The sequence below is a fragment of the Lacticaseibacillus boliensis genome (assembly GCF_054784775.1).
The window spans coordinates 50,160-70,565 of record NZ_BAAIHN010000008.1 but is presented as its reverse complement, the minus strand read 5'-3'; the positions used below and the strand labels follow the sequence as shown (position 1 = coordinate 70,565).

General features: G+C 52.1%; 18 protein-coding genes and 1 pseudogene. 6 read left to right on the top strand and 13 right to left on the bottom strand.

Annotation, left to right across the window (positions count from 1 at the left end; all coding sequences use genetic code 11):
* Positions 1–142 precede the first annotated feature (142 nt).
* Positions 143–922, top strand: a complete 780-nt coding sequence (locus ACYVRB_RS05335; protein ID WP_461214031.1) for a class II aldolase/adducin family protein — start codon at positions 143–145, stop codon at positions 920–922.
* Positions 923–1,016: 94 nt separating this feature from the next.
* Here the strand turns inward: ACYVRB_RS05335 and ACYVRB_RS05330 are convergent, their stop codons facing one another.
* The 7 genes from ACYVRB_RS05330 to ACYVRB_RS05300 form a co-directional block, all read right to left on the bottom strand.
* On the bottom strand, positions 1,017–1,766 hold the full coding sequence (locus ACYVRB_RS05330; protein ID WP_461214030.1) for an aspartate/glutamate racemase family protein: 750 nt from the start codon (positions 1,764–1,766) through the stop codon (positions 1,017–1,019).
* A 33-nt stretch (positions 1,767–1,799) separates the two neighbouring features.
* On the bottom strand, positions 1,800–3,353 hold the full coding sequence (locus ACYVRB_RS05325) for a UDP-N-acetylmuramoyl-L-alanyl-D-glutamate--2,6-diaminopimelate ligase (protein WP_461214029.1): 1,554 nt from the start codon (positions 3,351–3,353) through the stop codon (positions 1,800–1,802).
* An 83-nt stretch (positions 3,354–3,436) separates the two neighbouring features.
* Positions 3,437–3,904, bottom strand: coding sequence for a transcription elongation factor GreA (greA, locus tag ACYVRB_RS05320; RefSeq protein WP_461214028.1), 468 nt, complete (start codon positions 3,902–3,904; stop codon positions 3,437–3,439).
* 118 nt (positions 3,905–4,022) lie between these two features.
* Positions 4,023–5,327 carry a serine hydrolase gene (locus ACYVRB_RS05315; RefSeq protein ID WP_461214026.1) on the bottom strand — a complete coding sequence of 435 codons (1,305 nt, stop codon included), beginning with the start codon at positions 5,325–5,327 and terminating at the stop codon, positions 4,023–4,025.
* 29 nt (positions 5,328–5,356) lie between these two features.
* The gene (locus tag ACYVRB_RS05310; protein ID WP_461214025.1) at positions 5,357–6,532 is read right to left on the bottom strand and encodes a sensor histidine kinase; all 1,176 of its coding nucleotides are present in this window, start codon (positions 6,530–6,532) and stop codon (positions 5,357–5,359) included.
* A gap of 2 nt (positions 6,533–6,534) precedes the next feature.
* Positions 6,535–7,221 carry a response regulator transcription factor CroR gene (gene croR, locus ACYVRB_RS05305; RefSeq protein ID WP_461214023.1) on the bottom strand — a complete coding sequence of 229 codons (687 nt, stop codon included), beginning with the start codon at positions 7,219–7,221 and terminating at the stop codon, positions 6,535–6,537.
* Between the two features lie 117 nt (positions 7,222–7,338).
* On the bottom strand, positions 7,339–8,337 hold the full coding sequence (locus ACYVRB_RS05300; RefSeq protein ID WP_461214021.1) for a LacI family DNA-binding transcriptional regulator: 999 nt from the start codon (positions 8,335–8,337) through the stop codon (positions 7,339–7,341).
* Positions 8,338–8,651: 314 nt separating this feature from the next.
* On the opposite strand from ACYVRB_RS05300, the gene ACYVRB_RS05295 reads away from it, so the two are divergent.
* The 5 genes and pseudogenes from ACYVRB_RS05295 to ACYVRB_RS05275 all read left to right on the top strand — a co-directional run bounded on the left by ACYVRB_RS05295 (position 8,652) and on the right by ACYVRB_RS05275 (position 14,897).
* Positions 8,652–9,803 carry a glycoside hydrolase family 88 protein gene (locus ACYVRB_RS05295; protein ID WP_461214019.1) on the top strand — a complete coding sequence of 384 codons (1,152 nt, stop codon included), beginning with the start codon at positions 8,652–8,654 and terminating at the stop codon, positions 9,801–9,803.
* Positions 9,804–9,805: 2 nt separating this feature from the next.
* Positions 9,806–11,221 (top strand): annotated as a pseudogene (locus tag ACYVRB_RS05290) (MFS transporter).
* Positions 11,222–11,246: 25 nt separating this feature from the next.
* On the top strand, positions 11,247–13,121 hold the full coding sequence (locus tag ACYVRB_RS05285; protein WP_461214018.1) for a DUF2264 domain-containing protein: 1,875 nt from the start codon (positions 11,247–11,249) through the stop codon (positions 13,119–13,121).
* 79 nt (positions 13,122–13,200) lie between these two features.
* Complete coding sequence (locus tag ACYVRB_RS05280) at positions 13,201–14,091, top strand: ROK family protein (protein WP_461214016.1); 891 nt, start codon at positions 13,201–13,203, stop codon at positions 14,089–14,091.
* 14 nt (positions 14,092–14,105) lie between these two features.
* On the top strand, positions 14,106–14,897 hold the full coding sequence (locus ACYVRB_RS05275) for a hypothetical protein (RefSeq protein ID WP_461214015.1): 792 nt from the start codon (positions 14,106–14,108) through the stop codon (positions 14,895–14,897).
* Positions 14,898–14,950: 53 nt separating this feature from the next.
* Here the strand turns inward: ACYVRB_RS05275 and guaB are convergent, their stop codons facing one another.
* The 6 genes from guaB to ACYVRB_RS05245 all read right to left on the bottom strand — a co-directional run bounded on the left by guaB (position 14,951) and on the right by ACYVRB_RS05245 (position 20,371).
* Positions 14,951–16,438 carry an IMP dehydrogenase gene (gene guaB / locus ACYVRB_RS05270; RefSeq protein WP_461214013.1) on the bottom strand — a complete coding sequence of 496 codons (1,488 nt, stop codon included), beginning with the start codon at positions 16,436–16,438 and terminating at the stop codon, positions 14,951–14,953.
* Between the two features lie 236 nt (positions 16,439–16,674).
* Complete coding sequence (locus ACYVRB_RS05265) at positions 16,675–17,355, bottom strand: DUF1129 domain-containing protein (RefSeq protein ID WP_461214012.1); 681 nt, start codon at positions 17,353–17,355, stop codon at positions 16,675–16,677.
* Between the two features lie 57 nt (positions 17,356–17,412).
* Positions 17,413–18,513 carry a redox-regulated ATPase YchF gene (gene ychF, locus ACYVRB_RS05260; RefSeq protein ID WP_461214011.1) on the bottom strand — a complete coding sequence of 367 codons (1,101 nt, stop codon included), beginning with the start codon at positions 18,511–18,513 and terminating at the stop codon, positions 17,413–17,415.
* Positions 18,514–18,552: 39 nt separating this feature from the next.
* Complete coding sequence (locus tag ACYVRB_RS05255) at positions 18,553–18,732, bottom strand: DUF951 domain-containing protein (protein ID WP_461214010.1); 180 nt, start codon at positions 18,730–18,732, stop codon at positions 18,553–18,555.
* A 12-nt stretch (positions 18,733–18,744) separates the two neighbouring features.
* Entirely contained in the window at positions 18,745–19,614 is an 870-nt protein-coding gene (locus ACYVRB_RS05250) for a ParB/RepB/Spo0J family partition protein (RefSeq protein WP_461214009.1), read from the bottom strand.
* A complete protein-coding gene (locus tag ACYVRB_RS05245) occupies positions 19,604–20,371 on the bottom strand; it encodes a ParA family protein (protein ID WP_461214008.1) in 768 nt (255 codons plus the stop codon). Before ACYVRB_RS05245 ends, ACYVRB_RS05250 begins: the two co-directional genes overlap by 11 nt.
* Positions 20,372–20,406: the final 35 nt, after the last annotated feature.

Genomic DNA, 20,406 nt, shown 5'->3' with positions numbered 1-20,406 from the left:
GTTGAATAATAATGACCAGATATGACGCGCAAAAGTGAACAATTCTGACGTTTTTCCAACCTTCCTACAATACCATTTTTATACCTTTATACATCGTATAATAGCCTCGAAATCAATGATGCCATGAAAGGAAGTTAGGATTATGCAAATGATGTTTGAAGCAGAACGTGCCGACTTAGCGCATACCGTCCATAAGATGTTCGATCGCAAGGATACGAACGTCGCTGGTGGTAACATGTCGATCAAGGTTTTTGATGAAAATCAGCATCCTTATATTTTGATCACACCAACGTTTATGTCTGAAACCTACTATGCTGAGCTTCATCCAGCCCAGATTCTGGTGGTCGATGCCGAAACCGGTGAAAAAGTCGATGGGGTCGGCGATGTCACCCGCGAAATCAACCTTCATGAAGGTGCCTACTCCGCGCATCCCGGCATTCGTTGCGTTTATCACTCTCACGCCGAGGAGTCGCTGTTTTGGGCAACCTCCGGCCTCGACATGCCGAACGTCACCGAAGCAACACGCGAACTCGGCCGTATCCGTTGCCTGCCGTTTGCACCTGCTGTCAGTAAGCCGTTAGCCAAAACCGTGCACGACGCCTTGACCGAAATCGGTGACAAAGCGATGGAAAATGTCTTTCTGTTGAATAGCCACGGCATCGTGGTCACCGCCACTGAGTTACACATCGCTGCGCGGATTATGGAAACTTTGGAATGGAACGCCAAGATTGCTTATCAACAAACCATCTTCATCAAACTCGGGATTCTCGATGACTATCAGTCTTGCGGTAAGAACTACAAGGAACCTTACGTTGAAGTACCCCCAATTGCAATGCCGGGCATGCCAAAAAAAGCATATCCCGCAGAATTCCCGAAAGATCCTAAACGCCCAGCTGACGAGATGCGTCCCAGCGAAGTTTGAAACCGGAGAATCTGACCAGCTGCACTAACATAGCAACCCCTACAGTATCCAAAGAAGAGGGTAGCCGCATTAGCGGCTACCCTCTTTATCGTTGTTACTTCATTAACTCGGCAAGCATCGCCTTGCCTTTGGCCTCGTCTTCGCGGAATGCACGTCCGAGTGCCAAGGTCTTGTCGACGATGATGGCTTGCGAATCAATCACCTGATAAGGATGTTCTGGTGCCACTTCCTGCGCCAGCGACAGCTCTGTACAGCCCAAAACGATGACGTTGACGCCAAAACGTTCGTGCATCTGCCGTAAGATCTCGTGATACAAGGCGGCATCGACGTGATCGTTTTGTTTGATGTCGTCATAGATCAGTGTCATCACCATGTCTTGAATCTTCGCATCCCCGAGGACGACTTCGCGCCCAGAGGCTTCGATCTCACGGGCATAGATGCCATCAGCCAACGTGCCCTTAGTGGCAATCAACCCAATGCGATGTTCATCAGGATATTGCTTGACCATCTCTTGGATCGTGGTGTGGGGCATGTGCAACAACGGGATCGAGGTTGCCTTTTGTAGATCATCATAGAAATAATGCGCGGTGTTGCACACCATCACGATGAACTCTGGTTTCAACAAACTTTGTTGCTGAATGTCTTCCAGCAGGTCAGGATAAAAGCTGGTCTTGGTGTGATCGAGGATATAGCTGGTGCGGTCAGGCACTGAGGCGTGATTGACCAGGATATAATCCATATAGTCCTGATCGCGCTTGGCGTGAGTGCGTGCGTTCAACAGGCGCACATAGCTCTCGGTGGCAGGCGTTCCCATGCCGCCGATAACCGTGAAAAAGCGTTGCATGTTTAACCTTCTTCCTAGGTGGTTCGTTGGCTACTAGTTATCTGCCAACTCTTGGGCGATGTCTTGCACCACATGGGTGTCTTCCGGCCATGGCGTGTCGATACCGCGGACCTTCTGGTAAGGATCAGCGCCTTTGCCGGCAACAATAACCACATCCCCTGGACGGCTGGCGGTGATTGCCGTCTTGATGGCAGTCTTGCGATCGAGGATCGTGTGGACTTCGACCTTGTCGTGATCGATGCCAGAATCGATTTCAGCAGCGATGTCTGCCGGATCTTCGAAACCGGGATCGTCGGTAGTCAAGTAAGCGACGCTGGCATATTCAGTCAGCACCTTGGCAAAACCTGGCCGCCGAGAAACCCCTTTGTCACCGGGACTACCGACAACGACCAACATACGGGGATCTTGATACTCCGCCTTCAAAAAGTGCATCAGCGCCTTCATGCTACCGTAGTTATGGGCGTAATCGACATACACCACGCCGTGATTGTTGACCTCAAAGCGTTCCATCCGGCCTGGAATCTGGACGTTGGCGATGCCTGGCGCCGCCTTGCCGCCATCGACGCCGGCCAAGCCACCACCAATCACTGCAGCTGTGGCGTTGCTTTCGTTGAAGTCACCGATCAACTTGAGATTGTATGGCCCGCCAACGTTGAGTTCAGCAGCTTTTTCCGTCACCGGCACCAGAGTGAAGCGTGACCGCGTCGTGTCGAGCGTCTGACTTTCAAAGCGGAAATCGATGGCGATATCATCGCGCGCCGGTTTGAAATTGCTGGAGGCAAACAGATAGATCGAATCCGGATTGGTGGTCGTAGTGGCTGCGGCATAGACTTCATCGAAGTGCTCCGTCTCGGCGTTGATAACCACCTTGCGCGAGTTCACCATCAGCTGCATCTTGCAATGGAGGTAGTTAGCAAAATCCGGATGCTCGTTGGGCCCGATATGATCCGGCGTGATGTTCAAGAAGAACCCGACATCATAGGTCAACCCGAAGACGCGGTTGCGCAGATAAGCCTGGCTAGAGACTTCCATCACCAGATGTGTCATGCCGTTATCAACGGCAGCACGCATATCGTGGAAAAGGTCGAGGCTTTCCGGCGTCGTCAGATCGGACTTAAACTTCTGATCCGGATTCGGTCCGAGGATGCGATCAAGCGTCGAGAACAGCGCCACCCGCTTGGGATGCGCTTGTTCGAGGATGCCGCGGGTGAAATACGCGGACGTCGTTTTGCCTTTGGTGCCGGTATAGGCGATCACGAACAGATCGTCTTGCGGAAAATCATAGAAGGCCGCCGCTAAGATCGCCATCGCCTTGGTAACATTGACGACGATCAGCGCGTTCATGCCGTTGCCTTCGACATACGGTTTTTCAGCGACATACGTGATTGCGCCGTTATCTTTGGCCATCGACAAATAAATCGGGCGAAAGCGTGCGCCTTTGCAGAAGAAGAGGCTTGGGCCCGAGACTTTACGCGAGTCATAGGCGATGCCCGACATCTGCGTGTCCATCGAGTTTTGAACCGCAGAGCTCTTCAACAGATGATGTTCCTTGAGTAATAAAATACATGCAGTCAACGATAATGCCATGATGATCTCCTTACGTGAGCGAATGCGACGAGTGGCCGCGTAGCAGATTCTATTATAGCAGATTAACAATTAAGACACGATGGTTACAGATTAGATACTGCGATCGTCAAGACCGTCACCTGGTAGTTGCCGGCAGGTGCGACCACGGTGACGCTGTCGCCTTCGTGATGATGCAAGATCGCCGCTCCCAGCGGTGAGTCGCTGGCGAGATTGGTCTCGGCCAGTCCCGATTCTTTGGGCCCGACGACGTCATAGACGTCGGTATCGTCGGGACCAAACTGCAGCGTTACCGTGGTCCCGATCTCGACGGCATCCCCTTTGGGCGTCGGCACGATCTGAGCGTAGCGGATCAGCTTGTCGAGATACCGCATGCGCCCTTCTAGTTGCCTGAGATCGCGCTTAGCGGCAGAGTATTCCGCGTTTTCCGAGCGATCGCCCAGGGCTGCAGCTGCGGCCAGACGGTGGATACGCGTCGGCCGCTGGGATTTGAGCGCCTCGATTTCGGCGGCAAAAGCTGCCACCCCGGCTTTGGTGATCGGATGATATTGCATGCCACACCCCTCCTTTTCCCTATCATCGTACCGCGTTGACGCAAGCTTGCCAACGTTGAACCCAAAAGGGCCGCGACGCTTTTTGCGGCGTCACGGCCCTTGAATCAAACCTTAAGATTTAGAAAAGACTGCCGATCCACTCGCCGACGCCGTCAAAAATCAGCGCAAAGACGTTCTTACGGTCGACCTGCTGGGTGGTTTTAAGCGCAATCGCTTCATTGCTTCGGCCGTTGAGATAGCCGAGATTCTCGCCGTTGACGCTGACCGTCAACGTGCCGGCGGTGGCATCTTTTTGTACCGGTGCTTCCAGCTTGTTTTTTAGCTTAGCCGTGTAAGCGTAATGGATATCAGCCGTCGTGGTGGCCTTAGGCACTTCCAGCTGCAAAGTCTTGGTGGCGGCCAGCGGCACGTATGGCTTGACCCCGTGCCGAACCACCAGCCGCTCGTGACCACTGACCGGCTTGCCCGCGGTGGTTACTGTCATCGTTCTCCAATTGGCAAACGTCCAGTTCATCAGCTTAGCAGTCTGCACGAAGCGCTTCGAGTCGCCGTTACCATTGGCATGCATAACGACGGTGATGATACGCGTGCCATTTTTCACCGCGGTACCGGTAAAACAGTCACCAGCGCGATCGGTGGTCCCGGTTTTCAATCCGTCGACAGCCAGCCCTTTGTCTGCAGCTGACAAACCTGGGAGCATCAGATTATAATTGTCCATCTTCGTGGCGTCTTTGGTGTTAGCCTGGAATGTCTGGGAAGGCATCTTCGTCGTGTCCAAAACGTCTGGATAATCGTTCAGCAGATGCTGGGCGACGATTGCGACGTCTTTGGCAGACATCTGATTCTGGTCGCTAGTCGTCGTCTTGGGATAGCGATCCGCCGTGTCGACTTGATTGTTATCTAGGCCCGTGACATTGACGATCGTCGCGTCTTTGATCCCCCAAGCCACCAACTGTGCACGCATCGCGTCAACGAACTTGGCCTGGCTTCCTGAAACCGCGTTGCCAAGCAACATCATCGCCGCGTTGGCCGAATAGATCAAACTGGCTTGGTAAAGCTCCTTGATCGTGTACTTGCCGTCAGTCGTCATCGGAACGTTAGACAAATCGTGGTCTTGACTGAGCTTGGCGATGCTTGCGCTTGGGGTGACGGTGTCATCCCATTGCAACTTGCCGGATTGGATCGCATCGCGCACCAGATAGATCCCTAGCATCTTGGTCATCGACGCAATTGGCAAGACCTTGTCAGCATTTTGGGCGTACATGATCTTGCCGGTTTTGGCCGAAATAGCCAGCGCCGCTGAGGCATCAACGTTAAAGCTGGTCGTGGTGGCACTGGCCTGAGTCGTTGCCGCCGGCATGACCCCTGCCCACACAGAAACTGCGGCGATCATTGCGATGACGCCGCGCCATAATTTAGACATGAATTGAACGATTCCTTCCTTGAATGTGATCAGGCCGGATTGGCCTTTGAGGCATCAGGTTTTTTGAGGGTCGTCCCGACTTTCAACGGGAGATGGATGACAAAACTCGTCAATTCTGGCGTTGAGTCCGCATAAATATAGCCACCATGAAGGCTGATGAACGATTGCGCGATTGCCAAGCCTAATCCAGAACCACCAGTTTCTTGCGAACGCGACCCTTCAACCCGATAGAAGCGATCAAAAAGGCGATTGAGCGAGTCGTTGGGGATCGGGTCGCCGTCGTTGGAGACTTTGATCACCGACTCCGACCCGGTTTTTTGAGCGGTCAGATACAAGTGCCGCGCGCTTTTGCCATACTTGAAGGCGTTGGTGATCAGGTTATTGAAGACGCGCCCGAGCTTTTCGGTGTCGGCTTCCATCATCAACGGGTCCGGATTGCCGCTCACTTCAATCGTAATCCCTTTTTTCTCTGCTTCCAACTCATAAGATGCCGCCAACTGTTCGAGCATCGCGACCATGTTGAACTGAACGGTGTTTAGCGGCGTCGTCGTCTGCCGCGCCTTCGTGTATTCGAAGAGGTCTTCGACCAACACCTTCATCTGCTTGGCCTTAAGATAGGCGGTGTGCGTATATTTCACCAGCTCTTCTTGGTTCTGATACTGCTCGTCTTCGATCAAACCAAGATACCCGATGATGCTGGTCAGCGGGGTTCTGATATCGTGGCTGACGTTGGTGATCAGTTCGTCTTTGCTTTTTTCGATTCGCCGTTCTTCTTCCATTGAGTTCACCGTCGAATCGACCAGCGCATTGATGGAGGCGACGACCTTCTGCAAGTCGGTGTTTACTTCAAAATGGATTCGATGCTCGAGGTGCCCATCGGCGATGTAATGCAGTTCAGCGATGACATGGCGCATCTGCATCTGGCGGTAGCGGCGGATCAGTCGCCAATACACCACGATGGCATCAATAACCGCCAAGACTCCGATGACAAAATTCCGCCAGCTCCAAAAATGGACGTTATCCTGGCCAAACGTCATGACCTGCTTAACGCTCCAGATCGAATTTTCAAGATTCTGGTCTGACGCGACCAGCTGCTTGCCCAACACCACCACGGCGAGGTTGAGCAGTAATAACAAGATCACCGTGATCAAGCCTTCGCCCCAGAGCTCCGACTTTTCCTTGCGGGTTAAGCGCACCTTTTCCATGGTTATCCCTCGACTTTATACCCCACGCCCCAGACGGTTTCGATCACTTTCTCACCATCTGTGGCTTCTTCAATTTTATCGCGTAGATGCGAAACATGCACCATCACAGTTTTCGCAGAGACGATTGACTCTTGTTGCCAGACGCGCTCAAAGATCTCGTCGGCTGAAAAGACGCGGTTGGGATGGCTAGCCAATAAGTATAAAATGCCAAACTCCAGCGCTGTCAGCTGGATGCTACGCCCGGTCAGTGTTGTCACCTCATGGCTGTCTTTTTTGATCGTCAACGGCCCGACCTCTAAGACATCCGGTTCAGGGTTGGTGACCTTGTTTTGGGCACGACGCAACAGGCTCTTCACCCGCGCCATCACTTCCAGTGGGTTGAAGGGCTTGGTCACATAGTCATCGGCCCCGGTGATCAGGCCTTGGATCTTGTCCATATCACCGGTTTTGGCGCTGACGATGATGATTGGGATCTGCGAATCCTTGCGCACTTCCTTGACCACATCGATACCAGACATGTTCGGCATCATGATGTCTAAGATCATCAGGCTGATGTCTGGCGTCGTCACCAGCTTGGTGATCGCCTCTTTGCCTGAATAAGCGAGAACAGGTTCATAGCCTTCGTTTTTGACGTAGATACTGAGCAATTCAACGATTTCTTTGTCATCGTCTACAATTAATATTTTCATGAGTATTCTCCCATTGTACCGTTCTGTGTCGGGTTCATTTTATCAAATCCAACCCTTCACGACGGATTTAAGGCATAACTGAAGAAAAAATTGAAAAATTCCGTTCTTCTTTAGCCTCTACGCCTGGATCAACTTCACCGAATCGCCGTTGATAATCCGCGTCGGGGTGTAAATCGTCTGATTCATCAGTGTCCCGCTTGCTTGCAAACGATGGACAAGGCTGGTGACAACGGTCTTCCCCCAGCTTTCGATCCGGGCATCAACGGTCGTCAACTTAGGCTTATAGACTTCCCCAGACTTCGGCGAGTTGTCAAAGCCCACAACACTGAGGTCTTCGCCGACTTTAAGCCCCAGCTCGTCGGCCGCTTGATAAACGCCATACGCCATCATGTCGTTGAGACAGAAGAAAAAGTCATACGCCCCTTGCTGGAGTAATTTCTTGGCCAAAATATAGGCTCGTCTAACCTCAAATTTACCGTTGAAAGTCCGCTGCGCCACATCAACTTCTGGATGGTATTTGGCCATGTAATCAGCACAGCTTTGCAGACGTTTTTCTGAATTATACGAGGTGTGATTGTTTGTGAAAAAGCATATCCGTTTATGTTCAGAGCGCTCATAGTAGCGGAAGAGCTTTTGGATCGCGTGGTAGTTGTCGATCACGATGTTGTCAACATTGGGGAACGTTAATTCATTCGCCATCAACACGATCGGGATCTGGGCGCGCTGGATCAATTGCTCAAGCCGCGCTTGCGACGCCTTGTAGTTCCAGATGATCAGCCCGTCAAAGAGCTGTGAGTCGATCAAGTCCGATGTGCTGTTGCCGATCACCACAAGCGAATAGCCATAAGGCTCGAGTAACTCCCGAATGTCATCAACCAGTTCCCCGTTAAAGATACTGTTGAACGTGTTGATCAGCATGCACACCATTTTTGACTGGCTTGTCCGCAAGCCTTGAGCCGCTTTGTTAGGATGATAGTCTAGCTCCTGCGCGATGGCCATGATGCGTCGCCGCGTTTTCTCGCTGACTTCAGAACTCCCATTCAACGCGTATGAAGCCGTCGCAATCGATACGCCGGCTTTTTTAGCAACATCCGTTAAACTCACGCGCTTACTCATTTGCAGACTCCTCCCAAGTTTAACGTCATTATAGCATATCAAAGAAAAGCAGGTTTTTTGCCAATAATCCTTGACAGCGTTTTCCTCAGGCCATATATTATTGGTGTACCATATCTTAAACGTTTAAGAAAACAGTATCATTTTGAATCAGGTCTTATTTGGATTGGAAGGAGGCCTCGCGACAATAGGTTTACCTTAACTCGGCGGAGCGTTTATTTTTTAGCATAAAACTTAAACGTTTCAGGAAAAAATTTTAACCTAATTGAGTTCTGGGTGTGCCGACAGCTGGTGCTCAAACAGTAAAGGATGATTGTATGACTAACGAAGATAACACATGGGCGACGGCTGTTCTGGCGCAGATCGAACAAAAACTTGAGCGGGTCGCAGCCGCCACCGGTAGCAAAATCCCCTACACCACCACAGCCGATGGCCGCTTCGACGATCATTCTCAGATGACTGGCGATAGCGAAGAACCTGCCAGCATCAGCTGGTGGACCAATGGCTTCTATCCCGGCATCCTGTGGTGGATGTATGCGCGCACGCACCAACCACTTTTTAAAACCAACGCGGTCGCGATTGAAAACAAACTTGCCCAAAGTCTCACCTTATTCAATGGCTTGCATCATGACGTCGGTTTTATGTTCATGCCCTCAAGTGTCCGACATTATCAACTCACTGGCAATCAAACAGCGAAGACTCGCGGCTTACACGCTGCGACTATTCTAGCCGGGCGCTTCAACCTCGCAGGAAGATTCATTCGGGCTTGGAATGATGGTGATCAAGAACTCGACCGCCGCGGCTGGACGATCATCGATTCGATGATGAATATTCAGTTGCTTTATTGGGCAAGCGAGACCTCTGGTGATCCGCGCTTCAAACAAATTGCCATTGCGCATGCCAACACCGTTCAGCAATATTTTATTCGGCCAGACCATTCGGTTAAACATATCGTCGAGTTCGATCCAGAAACCGGTAAGTACCTTCGTTCGCATGGCGGGCAAGGGTTGCGCCACGGGTCTGCTTGGTCTCGCGGTCAAGCTTGGGCCGCTTACGGGTTCGCGTATAGCTACGCCCAAACGCATGACCCTCACTACCGCACCATCGCAGAACAGGTCGCTGATTATTTCATCGCGCATGTACCGGCTTCATTCGTCGTTCCCATCGATTTTGATCAACCTGCCAAGCCCGCTTTAGAAGACGCTTCGGCAGCAACCATTTTTGCGAGCGGCCTGTTACTACTCGCCCAACAGACGCACAATCAACATTACTATCAATACGCAGTCGCACTGCTCAAATTCTTAGTCAATCAGCGCTTGGACTTATCTTCTGATCGTGATAACCTCGTGACCCACGCCTCGGCTTCTTATCATGAGGATCACCACGAATATGCCATTATCTATGCTGACTATTATTTGATCGAAGCGCTGCTGCGGCTCGAACAATTCACTTACAATGAGGAGGATTAATCATGGCTCAAAAACCTTCCACAGATATCGACAGTAAAGTCGATATAAAACTCAGTGACCGTCCATTCGGACTATCAGATAAAATTGGGTACTTCTTCGGGGACTTCGGGAATGATTTCTCATTCATGTTCATGTCGAACTTCCTGATGATCTTTTACACTGACGCGTTGGGTATTTCCCCTGCCGTCGCCGGGACACTGTTCTTAGTTGCTCGGATCATCGATGCTTTCGCTGATGTCACCATTGGGCGGATGGTCGATAACACCAAACTGACCAAATACGGCCGTTACATTCCTTGAATCAAAGCGGTACGGCCGTTCATCTTCGCATCAACGATCCTGGCATTCATGCCGTTTGCTGTACACTTCTCGATGCCGATCCGGATCGCTTATATCTATGTGACCTACATCTTCTGGGGCATCACATATTCCGCAACCAACATCCCCTATGGGACCATGGCTTCTGCGATTACTCAAGATCCTGATCACCGCAACTCTTTGTCCACCTACCGTAGTGTCGGCGGTGCCTTATCTGGTACCTTAGTCGGCTTGATCGTGCCGATCTTCATGAAGGACAGCAGCGGTAAGATTTCTGGGCTGAACATGTTCTTCGTTGCGATTGCCTTTGCCGCGATTGCTTATATCAGCTACACGATCACCATTCACAACTCTCACGAACGGGTCCAGATCGAAAAAACCGCGAAAGTCCCTGTTGGTCAACTGCTGGTCGCTTTGTTCCACAACCGGGCGTTGATGTCGATCATCGCCGGGGCACTGGTTTTGCTGGTCTCCAACGGGATGACCGGTGGTTTAAACGCTTACTTGTTCAATGGCTATTTCCACAGTACCATTGGGATGTCCATCGCCACGATGATGAACACGATCAGCACCATTGTGATCGCCCCATTCGCGAAGTATTGTTCAACTCGTTTTGGTAAGAAAGAATTCTCGCAGTGGGCCTTGGTCTTCTCTGCTGTCATCTTCTTCCTTCTATTCTTATTGCAACTGCAAAACGAATGGATCTTCTTGCTCCTGCTCTTCTTTGCCACCTTGGGTTCTGGCGCTTTCAACGTCATGATCTGGGCCTTCATGACCGACGTTATCGACTATCAGCAGTTCGTTGATGGCAGCCGCGAAGACGGCACGGTTTACGCGCTGTACTCCTTTGCGCGTAAGATTGGGCAAGCGATCATGGGTGGTTTATCCGGCTATCTGCTGGCACTGCTCGGTTATCACGCCGTTGTCGGTGGCACCGCACAATCTGCCGCTACCAACCTTGGGGTTTACAAGATCGCAACCGGCATCCCTGGCATTGGCTATCTGCTCGTTGCTTTGATTCTCTTCTTCTGGTATCCATTGAGCAAATCTGTCGTTGAAAAAGTTACCACGACACTGCGCGAAAAAGGAGAAAGAAAGTAATTCGATTACTTAGGAGGTAATCAGCATGGCTTTTAATATTGATGATATTAAGAACAATCCGATCAAAACGCGCGCTGACTTGCAGCGTCTGGCCAAAGCATTGGTCGCACCGACTGAAGCCTATTTTGACGACGCGTATCCTGGCCACTTAAATCTTGGTAGCTCTGGGACTGTCTATCCAGAAGACCAACAAGAAATCGAAGCCTTCTTGCGGCCTTTGTGGGCGATTGGCCCACTACTGTCTGATCCCGACCAAGACCTTTCCTTCTTCGACAAGTTCAAAAAAGGTCTGCTGGCTGGTACGGACCCGGCTTCCAATGCCTACTGGGGAGATTTGACCAACACCAACCAGCTGATGGTGGAAGAGGCCTCGATCGCTTTGACCTTGGTCCTCACCAAATCTCGCCTGTGGGACACCTTCTCGACTGCTGAAAAGCAGCGCGTGCACGACTGGCTGATTCAAATCAACTATCACAGCCTGCCAAACAACAACTGGCATTACTTCCGGGTCTTGGTCAACATGTCGATGTCTTTGTTAGGCATGGATTACTCTCAGGCCATGATGAACTACGACTTCTCCCAGATCGACGCCTTTTATGTCGATCATGGCTGGTATAAAGACGGCTTGGTCGACCAACAAGACTACTACGTTTCTTGGGCGGTGCAATTCTATGGTTTGGTATATTCCAAGCTGTATGGCGACAAAGATCCTAAGCGGGCAGCTAAGTTGCAAAAGCGGGCAGCCACTTTTGCCACCACCTTTCAATACTGGTTTGATGCCAACGGTGCAGGATTGCCTTACGGGCGCTCATTGATCTATCGTTTTGCCCAAAGTGCCTTCTGGTCTGCACTCGCCTTTGCCGGCGTTGAAGCCTTGCCTTGGGGGCAGATCAAACATCTGGTTTTGCAGAACCTGCGTTACTGGATGCAAAAGCCGATCTTCAAGCCAGATGGTATCTTGACGCTGGGTTACGAATACGACAATCTGAACTTCACTGAAGGCTACAACGGTCCTGGTTCACCTTACTGGGCACTCAAGCCGTTCTTGATCTTAGCCTTGCCAGAGTCTCATCCGTTCTGGCAGGCAAAAGAAGAGGCTCCGCAACTCGCTACCAAGTGCGTGATGCCTGATGGTAGAATGTTTGTCACCCGCGATTCTAATGGTCAAAACGTGCAAGGCTTCACCGCTGGTCAGCTCGTCAACAACCAGTCACATCGCGAAGCCAAATATTCGAAGTTCGTTTACTCGACTCGTTTCGGTTTCTCGACGCCTAAAGACGGTATCATGCTTAACGAAGAGGCTTATGATAACACGCTTGCGCTTTGCGAAGCCGGAGATCATCATTACCGCACGCGTGAGCTCGTCAATGCCTTTTGCTTCACCGATGACTATGTTTACAGCAACTGGCAGCCATGGTCTGACGTCACCATTGAATCTTATGTCATCCCGATGCATCCTTGGCACATCCGGGTCCACCTGGTCCACACAAATCGTGCCTTGACCTTTGCTGATGGCGGTTTTGCCAATGAGATCACGCCAACAACTAAGGAAGAAACCGTTGACCACGGCGTTGTCACCACTTCACCACGTGGTGTTTCCGGCGCCTTCATGATTCAAGGGGCCTTCACTCAAGCGATGAATCTGCGGCCAGAACCTAACACTAACCTGCTCTTCCCCAAGAGCGTGATCCCAACGCTCACCGGTTCCTTACCAGTTGGCGATCGTGTCATCATCGACGCCTTCATCGGTGCGGTGAATGCCGACGCACTCAAAGCACAACCAACTGTCACCTTGAAAGGCAACGTCTTGACGATTACCGCTGGCAGTGACGTGAAGACGATCGATCTCGGCCAAGCGCACAACGGTAAACTTCAAATTACCTCTGGCGATAACGCTTAGTTTTGCTTGCAAAGGAGTGTGACAAACGTCACGCTCCTTTGTTTGTTCTCAAGTCGCTAGTTCAAAGGAGGCACTTTTCATGGCAACATATGTTAGCTTCGACATCGGAGGGACAAGCATCAAATATGGTTTAGTCGCTGATAGCGGCCAGTTGCTTGCCCACGGTGCATTTGCAACTGTCAACGACCGTCAGGCCCTCACCGCGCATCTCAATCAGATCGTCGCCACCTACCAATACGATCACAAACTGACCGGGATCGGCGTGTCCGTGCCTGGCATTGTCGTCGCCACCACTGCTAAAACTGGTGGGGCGATCACCAGCCTTGCCGGTTACGACTTCAAGCAATGCTTTGATCGTTGGCATTTACCCATCCACGTCACCAACGACGCCAACGCCGCCGCATTGGCAGAATCATGGTGCGGCAACGCTCAAGGCTGCCGCAACTATGTGTGCTTCGTCCTCGGAACCGGCATTGGTGCCGGCATCATCGTCAACGGCCAGCTCGTCAACGGCGCTCATGGTTATGCTGGTGAGTTTGGCTGGCAGCTTTTGGCAGGTATCAGCCAGCCAGACGACCTAGAAGCAGACTCATTGACTTTTTCCGCTTCAGTCGTTAACGGCTTCGTCCGCCAATACAATGAAGCCCACCAGCCAGCAGCGCCTGAACAAGACGCTACTGCAATCATCACCGCGAAAGCTGTTGACCCAGTAGCTCGCCAGGCATGGCACGACTTCGTGCAAGCAGTGGCCTTAATGCTCATCAACACCATCGCGACCCTAGACCCAGAGCGCATCTTGATCGGCGGCGGGATCAGCGCCAATCCCGTCTTCATGCAGGCGCTCACTGCCAAAGTCACCACCTTGCTAACGCATCATCATAGCTTAGCCCACCAAGAGCCCCCGCGCATTATGCCTGCACTGTTAGGCAATGACGCCGGGTTACTCGGTGCGATCCAACCATTCATCTAAAAGGAGTCCATCACATGACTAAAATTAGTTTAACCCTTGCTGCCAAAGACCGCGTGCTTAAAGAAGCAAGCGCCGACAACAGCACCTACCTCGCATTCACGGAACGCTATGCTTCCGGCGATACCTATGTTGTCGCCGTCGACCATACCCCTTGTTACATCGTCGCACAACTTGATGCCGCGCTGGCACCAGCATTGATCTACCTCACCGAGTCGCCTTGGCGGTTCACGATCCCGGTCAATACCCAACGCGAATGGCCTTATCCTGATGCGGCGTTTGCCGGCGACCGCCACTACGCAACGGTGCGCTACGCCACCACTGCTGATTATTCTGGCCGTTTTAATTTAGCGGTCAACTCGCACGATCTTCGCGGACAAACCGGCGCTTTTCCTCATGCCAGTGCCAACGCCGAAACTCGCGGCGAGCTCGTTTTCTTCGCCCGCAACGCGATCGACGGCCTAGTCGCCAACGAGAAGCATGGCAACTATCCCTTCCAGTCTTGGGGAATCGATCAACGCGACGATGCTACCTTCTCGCTAGATTTTGGCCGTCCTGTTGTCATGGACACGCTGGCTTTGGTCTTGCGCGCTGATTATCCGCACGACAGCTACTGGACGCAACTGACCGTATCCTTTTCAGATGGTACCACCGAGGTACTCAAACCGCACAAGACAGCAGCTAAGCAACGCTTTACCATCAAACCGCGCACCGTCACATCTCTTCAGTTGACCCAGCTGGTCAAAGATCAAGACGCCTCCACCTTCCCAGCATTGACCGAGATCGAAGCATACGGCCACAACGCCTAAATACGCGCACGAAAAAAGTCCTGCGAAAAATTTTCGCAGGACTTTTTTGATTGTTATTCGACAGAATAGTTAGGGGCTTCTTTGGTGATCTGCACGTCATGCGGATGGCTTTCTTTCAAACCAGCGCCGGAGATCTGAATGAATTGGGCCTTGTCAGCCAGTTCTGGAATGGTGCCGGCACCGACATAACCCATGCCGGAACGCAGGCCACCGTCCATTTGGTAGATGACATCGGCTAAGCTGCCCTTGTAGGCGACACGGCCTTCGATGCCTTCTGGAACCAGCTTCTTGGATTCGTTGACGCCGGACTGGAAGTAGCGGTCGCTGGAGCCATGACCTTGGGCCATCGCCCCGATCGAACCCATGCCGCGATAAGTCTTGAAGCGGCGACCTTGATAGATTTCAAAACTACCTGGCGCTTCATCGGTACCGGCGAGCATGGAGCCCAGCATTACAGCGGACCCGCCGGCTGCCAAGGCCTTAACGATGTCACCGGAGTACTTGATCCCGCCATCAGCGATGATCGTCTTGCCACGCTTGCGGGCTTCGGTTGCGGCGTCGTAAACGGCGGTGAGTTGTGGCACCCCGACGCCGGCGACGATCCGCGTCGTGCAGATCGAGCCAGGACCGATGCCGACTTTGACAACATCGACGCCGGCATCATACAAGGCTGCAGCGCCTTCAGCCGTCGCCACGTTACCGGCGATCAAGGTGACGTTCGGGAAGTGGTCGCGGATCTCTTCGATCTTCCGCAACACGCCTGCAGAATGGCCGTGGGCGGTGTCGATGACCAAGGCGTCTGCACCGGCGTCTAACAGCGCCTGGGCACGTTCGAAGGTGTCACTGGTAACACCAACAGCAGCGGCGACCAGCAGGCGACCATGGTCGTCTTTGGCGGCGTTCGGAAATTCGACGACTTTTTCGATGTCCTTGATCGTGATCAAGCCGCTGAGACGGCCTTCTTTATCGACCAACGGCAGCTTTTCGATCTTGTGTTGTTGCAAGATCGCTTCGGCCTCTTCGAGGCTGGTGCCGCTTGGGGCGGTAACGAGATGATCTTTGGTCATCACCGTACCGATGGCAACTGTGTGATCAGAGACATAGCGCAGATCACGGTTGGTGATGATGCCTGTCAGCTTACGCGAATCCTTAGAATCAACGATCGGTACCCCGGAGATACGATATTTGTGCATCAAGGCATTGGCTTCGGAAACCGGATCGTTGGCAGTCAAGAAGAACGGGTTAATGATGACCCCGTTTTCGGAACGCTTAACCGTCAGCACTTCGTCTGCCTGTGCGGCGATACTCATATTCTTATGGATGACACCTAATCCGCCTTGGCGTGCCATGGCGATCGCCATGTTGCTTTCGGTGACGGTGTCCATCCCAGCGGAGAGAATTGGAATGTTCAGCTTTAAGTTGTCGGCGAGTTGGATAGAAAGATCAACATCCTGTGGTAGAACATGACTTTCTGCAGGTATCAACAATACATCATCAAACGTAAATCCGCGGCGCGCAAACTTTGTCTCCCAATTACTCAAGTGGACAGCCCTCTTTCGTTTTTTGTTGTTGACCAGAATAGCATTGCTGGCGACAATCGTCAATTACAACTTGTTGAACAATCAAAAAAGCCCGTCATAGCGGGCTTTTTAAATGAGAATTGGCTCATTTTTCAACGAAATTAGGCCGAACATTCACCAAGTTTTGACGAATTTAACCAGCAAAACCTCTATTCGCCTCGAATAAGGAGGTGAAATATCGACCGATCATTCGGAAATTAGGCGCCCATCAAACCAGGCAACTTGAAGTAGCGCTTCATCAGCCAGTGGGCAGCGTAGCAAACCACAGCCATGATGCCGTAAACCGGCCAGATGGTGGGGCTAGTCAGTGGTGACTTGATGACTGACAGCGTGCTGGAGGCAAAGGAACCGATCAAAATCGCCGCGATGAATCCGATCATCATCAGCCAGGTCTTGCCCCGCTCTTTCTTGTCGCGACGGGTCCAGACATTGTAATAGGAGAAGATGAAGCCCGCCATCAGCGACATGATCAACAGCGATGCGACCCCGGATCCTGCCGCCATCGTCTTAGGCTTGATGTAAGCCAAGACCGCATACATCAGCCCGAAGATGCTGGCAAAAAACAGACTTAAGTCGATCCCGCTCAGCCAAAACGGCACCACTTTTTTCGGCTTAGGTGCGTTGATCAAACTGTCAGCCTTCACCGTCACCGGTCCGTAAAGTTGTGTTGCCGGCTTGCCTTGGCGCTGGGCTTCGATCATCTCTGGCAACAAGCTCGCCAATACGTTGCGCTCTTGGGCGTCGGTGTATTGGTGTTCCTTCAAGATCCGCCGAAGCTTGAAGACATACTCATCGTTTTTCTTGGTTAATTCTCCCAGTAAGGCGTCGACATCGACGACTGGCTGGACTTCTTCTGGTGTGTTTTTTGTTTTTGCCACTCCATTATCCCCCTTGATGGCTGATCCGCTAAAATTGCGCGAATCTCGCTCGGTTACTTAGACGTTGAACCGGAATTCGATAATGTCCCCGTCTTGAACCAGGTATTCCTTCCCTTCAGAACGTAATCGGCCGGCTTCACGCACAGCGGTAACACTCCCGTACTGGTCAAGATCAGCAAAGCTCATCGTTTCTGCACGAATGAAGCCACGCTCGAAATCAGAATGGATGATCCCGGCGACTTGCGGCGCCTTCATCCCTTGCTTGAAGGTCCAAGCGCGGGTTTCCTTGCCACCGGCGGTGAAGAATGTTGCCAACCCCAGCAAGTGATAACTGGCCTTGATCAGCTTGTCCAGACCAGACTCGCTGACCCCTTCTGCTTCGAGAAAGTCGGCTTTGTCTGCATCGTCGAGCTCAGCGATTTCTTCTTCAGTCCGTGCAGAAACCGCGACCACGCCTGCACCTTCTTTGGCGGCGTAGTCTTCGATCACCTTCACGTATTCGCAGCTGTCCGGATCGGCCATGTCGTCTTCGGCGATGTTAGCCACATACAGCACCGGTTTGGTCGTCAACAGGAACAAGCCCTTGACAATCTTTTGCTCATCCTCGGTGAAATCAAGCGAGCGCACCGGGGTGCCTTCTTCAAGCGCCGGTTTGATCTTCTTGAGCACGTCGAATTCAGCGACCGCTTCTTTGTCTCGGGTCCGCGCGATCTTTTCAACCTTGGCGTAGCGCTTGTTGACGCTATCCAGATCCGCAAGAGCAAGCTCCAAGTTGATGGTCTCAATATCATCAAGTGGATCGACCTTGCCGGTGACACTGGTGATCTCGTCGTCATCAAACGCCCGCACCACATGCACGATAGCATCGACTTGGCGGATGTTTTCGAGAAACTTATTGCCCAGCCCTTCACCTTTGGAGGCGCCTTTGACGATACCGGCGATGTCGGTAAATTCGAAGGTCGTGTGAATGATCTTCTTGGCTGGGATCAGTTCATCGATCCGGGCCAAGCGTGCGTCTGGCACTTCGACCATGCCAACGTTAGGGTCGATTGTTGCAAATGGGTAGTTCGCCATTTCGGCGCCTGCCTTGGTGATCGCGTTGAATAAGGTGGACTTGCCGACGTTTGGTAGCCCGACGATACCTGCTGTTAAAGCCATTGTTGTTCTTCTCTCTTTCTTATTATCACGGGGTGTCAACTAATGTTCAGTCAGCACTTTTTTCATCTTCCGGTCAAAATCGTGCCGGGACATCATCACGATGTGGCCGCAACCTGTGCAGCGGATCTTGATGTCCATCCCCATACGGATGATCTCCCAGTCGTTAACGCCGCAAGCATGCGGCTTTTTCATGAGCACATGATCGTGTAAATCGTACATGAACGTGCCTCCTTAGTCCAGATTAACATCGAGTAAGGCCAGGATCCGGTTCAAATCGTTGGGATTGGCAAAATCGATTTCAATCTTGCCTTTGCCTTTTTGACTCTGCGCGATGTTGACCTTGGTGCCAAAACGATCTCCGAGCTGATTTTCACTGGCCCGCAGATACGGCGACTTGGCCACCGGCTTGCGCTTGGGCTTGACCGGTCCGGCATTGATCTCGGCAATCAGATGTTCCAGCTGCCGCACCGTCAACCCTTCGGCGAGCACGCGCTTGGCCACCGTTGGAATCTTGTTTTTGTCTTTGAGGCTCAACAGCGTCCGCGCTTGACCCATCGACAGTTGCTGGGCGTTAAGCATCTGTTTGACGCTGGCCGGTAGTGTCAACAAGCGCAGGTAGTTGGCGATATACGGTCGACTCTTGCCCAGCCGCTTGGAAACCTCGGCCTGGGTGAGATTGAGCTTTTTAATCAATGTGTCGTAAGCCTGAGCCTCATCAAGCGGCGTCAGGTCTTCGCGTTGCAGATTCTCTAATACCGCGATCTCCATCATCGCCGGATCATCAAACGTTCGCACGATGGCTGGGATGCTGTCTTTGCCGGCGAGCTTCGACGCCCGGAAGCGCCGCTCACCGGTGATGATCTCGTAGCCCGAGACACTTTTGCGCACGATGATTGGCTGGAAGACGCCGGTGTTGCGGATCGACGCCGCCAGTTCTTCGAGCGCGGCCTCGTCAAACAACTTGCGCGGCTGATAAGGATTGGGCCGGATGTCAGCAAGCGGCAGTTCAACCACTTCACTCAGGTTGGTGTCTGGGCTTTCGAATTCTTGAAAAATGGCGTCAATTCCTCGCCCTAAGCCTTTGTTGTTCTTATTCACCATGAGCGTTTAAGACCTCCTGTGCTAATTGGGTGTAGACTTCAGTACCTTTAGACTTGGGATCGTAATCAACAATCGGCATGCCGTAGCTTGGGGCCTCAGCCAGCCGCGTAATCCGCGGAATGATCGTTTCGTAGACCTTATCGCCAAAATACTTGCGCACCTCTTCAATCACCTGGGCCCCGAGATTGGTGCGGCGATCATACATCGTCAACAACACCCCTTCGATGCTCAGCGTCGGGTTGAAGTGTTTCTGCACCAGCCGCACCGTGTTCAACAGCTGACTCAAGCCTTCCAAAGCATAATATTCACTTTGCACCGGGATCAGGATCGAATGTGCCGCGGTGAAGGCATTGATCGACAGCTGACCAAGTGAAGGCGGACAATCGATCAAGATATAATCATAGTCGTTTTCGACCGCCGCCAGCCCCAGCTTCAGCCGCATCTCGCGTGCCATCTGGCTGGTCAGTTCGATCTCGGCGCCGGCCAGCTGAATCGTCGCCGGCACGATCCATAAGTTATCATGTTTGGTTTTCAACAAGGCCTCTGAAATCGGATCCTCGTTGACCAAAACGTCATAGATATCCTTGCCAACGTCTGGCTTTTGAATCCCCACCCCACTGGTGGCATTGCCTTGAGCGTCGGCATCGATGATCAGCACCTTCTTGCCGGCGTTGGCGAGACACGCCCCTAAATTGATGGTCGTGGTGGTTTTACCCACGCCGCCTTTTTGATTCGCGACCGCAATGATGTGTGCCATTACTCTATCTCCTTTAGTCAAACTTCACGCGACCC

Bases quoted from the DNA above. Each gene is read 5' to 3' on its own strand.
- ACYVRB_RS05285 (WP_461214018.1), top strand. From the start codon at position 11,247: ATGGCTTTTAATATTGATGATATTAAGAACAATCCGATCAAAACGCGC.
- ACYVRB_RS05330 (WP_461214030.1), bottom strand. From the start codon at position 1,766: ATGCAACGCTTTTTCACGGTTATCGGCGGCATGGGAACGCCTGCCACC.
- ACYVRB_RS05315 (WP_461214026.1), bottom strand. From the start codon at position 5,327: ATGTCTAAATTATGGCGCGGCGTCATCGCAATGATCGCCGCAGTTTCT.
- ACYVRB_RS05295 (WP_461214019.1), top strand. From the start codon at position 8,652: ATGACTAACGAAGATAACACATGGGCGACGGCTGTTCTGGCGCAGATC.
- ACYVRB_RS05255 (WP_461214010.1), bottom strand. From the start codon at position 18,732: ATGTACGATTTACACGATCATGTGCTCATGAAAAAGCCGCATGCTTGC.
- ACYVRB_RS05335 (WP_461214031.1), top strand. From the start codon at position 143: ATGCAAATGATGTTTGAAGCAGAACGTGCCGACTTAGCGCATACCGTC.
- ACYVRB_RS05245 (WP_461214008.1), bottom strand. From the start codon at position 20,371: ATGGCACACATCATTGCGGTCGCGAATCAAAAAGGCGGCGTGGGTAAA.
- ACYVRB_RS05300 (WP_461214021.1), bottom strand. From the start codon at position 8,337: ATGAGTAAGCGCGTGAGTTTAACGGATGTTGCTAAAAAAGCCGGCGTA.
- greA (WP_461214028.1), bottom strand. From the start codon at position 3,904: ATGCAATATCATCCGATCACCAAAGCCGGGGTGGCAGCTTTTGCCGCC.
- ACYVRB_RS05250 (WP_461214009.1), bottom strand. From the start codon at position 19,614: ATGGTGAATAAGAACAACAAAGGCTTAGGGCGAGGAATTGACGCCATT.
- ychF (WP_461214011.1), bottom strand. From the start codon at position 18,513: ATGGCTTTAACAGCAGGTATCGTCGGGCTACCAAACGTCGGCAAGTCC.
- ACYVRB_RS05275 (WP_461214015.1), top strand. From the start codon at position 14,106: ATGACTAAAATTAGTTTAACCCTTGCTGCCAAAGACCGCGTGCTTAAA.
- ACYVRB_RS05325 (WP_461214029.1), bottom strand. From the start codon at position 3,353: ATGGCATTATCGTTGACTGCATGTATTTTATTACTCAAGGAACATCAT.
- croR (WP_461214023.1), bottom strand. From the start codon at position 7,221: ATGAAAATATTAATTGTAGACGATGACAAAGAAATCGTTGAATTGCTC.
- ACYVRB_RS05280 (WP_461214016.1), top strand. From the start codon at position 13,201: ATGGCAACATATGTTAGCTTCGACATCGGAGGGACAAGCATCAAATAT.
- ACYVRB_RS05310 (WP_461214025.1), bottom strand. From the start codon at position 6,532: ATGGAAAAGGTGCGCTTAACCCGCAAGGAAAAGTCGGAGCTCTGGGGC.